Below are 3,518 nucleotides of genomic sequence, written 5' to 3'. Positions count from 1 at the left end.
CAACCCCGTCTATACAATCCCAGCTCCATTTTGAACCGTCAAAACCTACTGTTCCGGCCGTTCCAACGTCGCAAAGATTGACTGGTGTTGTTTCAATCAATGTTCCGGCGTCAGAACCGCACCAATCCGCCCATATGTAAGCCGGATCGGCGTCAAACGGATTAAAATCACCATAAACAAAAGCGACATTATTTATAATATAAGGATTATTGACGCCAATACCAAAACCACTACCCGTAAAACGGAAAAAATCTATAGGTTCATTGCTAATAGAAGAATATGTTTCTCCGCTAAAAATTATGTTTCCGTTAATTTTGAAGGTATAAACTCCAGTTATCTGGTTAAACGTTATTTCAAAGTCTATAGGTTCATTCAAATCTGTTGGTGTGTATTCGTGAGTAATAGCATTTTTTGAGTCACGAACTTTAACTAGACCGTTTTGGTTAATTGAAAACAATGCTTGGATTAATGATTGTGTTTGACCATTTCCATAAACTTGCCACCAAGAGGGACTATCTTTATAGACACCATTTTCTGCTTTTATAGTAAAAAACAAAGATTTTATATCTGTTGGTGTTGTTGTTATATCTGTTGGTGGATCATAAATAAAATCTATCCCCCTGTTTGTTGAGCCAAGACCGATAAAACCATTGTCATTTTTGATAATAGGGTAGTCATAATATGAAAGGTCGGGATAATAATAGCTATTATTTTCAAGTTCTGTTTTTGTTGCCCCTAAATTGTAAGATTGAAAGTCATCTATAAAGATATTCTGTGTTGACGCGTTGGCCTTTCCTTGAAAACCAAGCAATGCGAAAAATAGTATTCCAAGAAGCAAGCAACGTTTCGCAAATGTAAAAATAATACTTTTCATTGATTAATTTTTAGCAATAGACCGAAAAATAAAAAGAGCAATCGTTATTCCAAGAAAAATCAAAATTAATGGCATTAAATCGCCAATCAATCCGCCCATATAACCAAGCATTGTATCAATATTTCCTTCTGTTATTTCAAAAAACATATATTTTATTTAATTAATTATTAATCGTCGTCGTCATAATCGTCGTCGTCCCAAGCATTTTTCCCGTATATACCCGGCATAAAAAGAAGCACCAATAATTTCAGAATACGAAAAGCAAGAGCAATCCCAAGGATTAAAAAAAGAAAGGGCGCTAAATCCGAAAAAAGCTCCTTAGCAATTTCAATAATTTCGTTTATGTTGGAAGTAGTAATGTCAACCATAGTTTTAATAAAAAATATAAAAAGTTTTAGCCGGGAAAGAGGTGCTTCTTTACGCGCGAACCCTTAGCACCATTTAGCAATACGCAACCCGGCGCGAAACTATTTTGTCCTCTTACCGAACATTGAGATGACCTTGTTGATAACATAGAAACCAAGAGGTAGTCCTATGATCAACGCAATAATAACCCATAAGTCAGTAAAAAGTGTTCCTAAGTGAGCAGTCAAATCTGCCACCGCTGTTTCTGGTATGGTAATCATTTTCTTTAATTGCTTTTAACTTTTCTAATTAAAAATCCGACCTTTTATTTATCTATAATATACATCATCCCGAAAATAATGACAAGGAAAATTGAAAGCGTTAAAATCTGGATTATAAAAAAATCAGTTAAAGAAAAAAGATTGTTGAAAATTATTTCAATCATAGCGTCTTTTTATATCAGACAAAAACCTAATAAGAAAAAGTGTGACTATAACTAGCAAAGTATGCGCCACGATATATCCGAAAAATGTTGAAAAAGTTAACTCAATCATATGTGCGATTTTATGTAATTATAAGTCCTTAAAATAAAATTGAAAATCCCGCGCGTTATCAAAAAAATTAAAAAAATAAATCCGAAAAATGTCAAAAGAAAATCTGTTGGCGTGATTGTTTCATTAAACCAAAATCCGCCGTCCGGCGTTGAGATAAAAGTAATGTATTCCGGCGTTGAGTCGTTCGTTTCGCAAACGTATCCTCCGTCTATTTCAGAGCAGTTTATTGTCATAATCTTTTTATTAATGGAAATTATCTTTTTTTAATAATTTTTCGCCTGTCCTTTTCAATTATTAAAAAAAGATAATTACTATTAAAGCCCGTATAAAATGGAAGTATTAGAAAAATTATAGAAGTATTAAAAAACCTCGTTGCGCCGATGACTACGATCCCGTTTTTTCCCGGCGTAATCAATCTCTAAACTCTCGCGACTTCTTTTTATTTCCTATGGAAACTAGCGGTAAAACGCTAGTGGCGGTAATTTCCAAAACGCAATAGAGATTATGGCCTAACGTTTTGGACAATAAGCAATACGCCTCCATTTTTTTCACCTCTTAAAAAAAGCGTAATCACCATTTTTATCTATAACCTTTTTTTAATTGCCGTTATAGTTCGCCCAGCAATTTAATTTATTATAACACCCGTCTTAAAAAAAGCAAACACTAGCTGTGGAAAAACTGTGGATAACTTTTCAAGCACCACTGCCCCTGATAACATTAATTAGCCATTTTATACCCTTAAAGCCAAAATGTAGCATAAACTCCGCAAGAAAAATAACGCCTAAAAGTCCAAAAAGCAATTCTATATTGAAAAATGACTGTAATAAATTAAAAGCATTTTGAAACCCGGAAACCAAAGAGTCAAAACCACTTTCAAATTGTGTCAAAGTCAACCCGGGTATTTCGGCCGGAAAAAATCTGACGATCGTGTTGTCAATTATTAAAATAATAACGCTAATAAAAAAATCTAAAACCATAGTCAAAAAATATGCTTAATAAATCTAATCAACCAAAAAGAAAAAACTAAAACGATTAAAATTGTCGTTAACATTTTAATATAATCAAAAAACGCAATCGTGGAAAAATCAATACTGCTTTTTTCGCTTCCCATTATTGACAATTCTAACAGAGATGTTTCTGTAATGTTTCCCTTTACGTCATTAAATGTTTCCGTTGCTTTTGATATGTAAGAAAAAGGAAACTTGCTAGCCATTTTATTTATTGCTTGATTGAGTTCGTTAATTTTTTCGCTAGACGGCAAAAAAATTGTTTTTAACGTGTTGCCCATATTGCAAACAAGCCCCTCCAAAATTGAAAGCCCTGAACAGTCGTCTAAGCTACCGGCCGGTAGTTCCGGCATTAATGGTGGCGAAGTTTTATTGCCGTAACAGTAGTCGCTAGTCCCGCCGTTTATACCGGAACACGTCCAAGTGTATCCATTAATCGTTTCCACCATAGACGGAACAACTAGCGACGTTCTTAATTCGCAAAGTTCCGTTAACGGTGGCCACGTGTTAAACGTTTCGCCGTTCCAATCACCGCAAGTTCCGTCAACCGGTTCTGTGGTGGCAAGATAAGCCCGGCAAGATTGAGAAACAACCCCGTCTATACAATCCCAACTCCATTTTGAACCGTCAAAACCTACTGTTCCGGCCGTTCCAACGTCGCAAAGATTGACTGGTGTTGTTTCAATCAATGTTCCGGCGTCAGAACCGCACCAATCGCTCCATATGTAAGCCGGTCCG

Annotated in this window: 2 protein-coding genes; both read right to left on the bottom strand. The window is 35.3% G+C overall.

Annotated elements, in window-relative coordinates; all coding sequences use genetic code 11:
* On the bottom strand, nucleotides 1-874 hold an 874-nt coding region (locus M0Q24_RS11445), incomplete at its 3' end, for a hypothetical protein (protein ID WP_295050777.1).
* Nucleotides 875-2,752: 1,878 nt separating this feature from the next.
* On the bottom strand, nucleotides 2,753-3,518 hold a 766-nt coding region (locus M0Q24_RS11440; RefSeq protein ID WP_295050775.1), incomplete at its 5' end, for a hypothetical protein.

The organism is Sulfurimonas sp., from assembly GCF_023228785.1.
Classification (GTDB): domain Bacteria; phylum Campylobacterota; class Campylobacteria; order Campylobacterales; family Sulfurimonadaceae; genus Sulfurimonas.
This window is presented reverse-complemented; position numbering and strand designations above follow the sequence as displayed.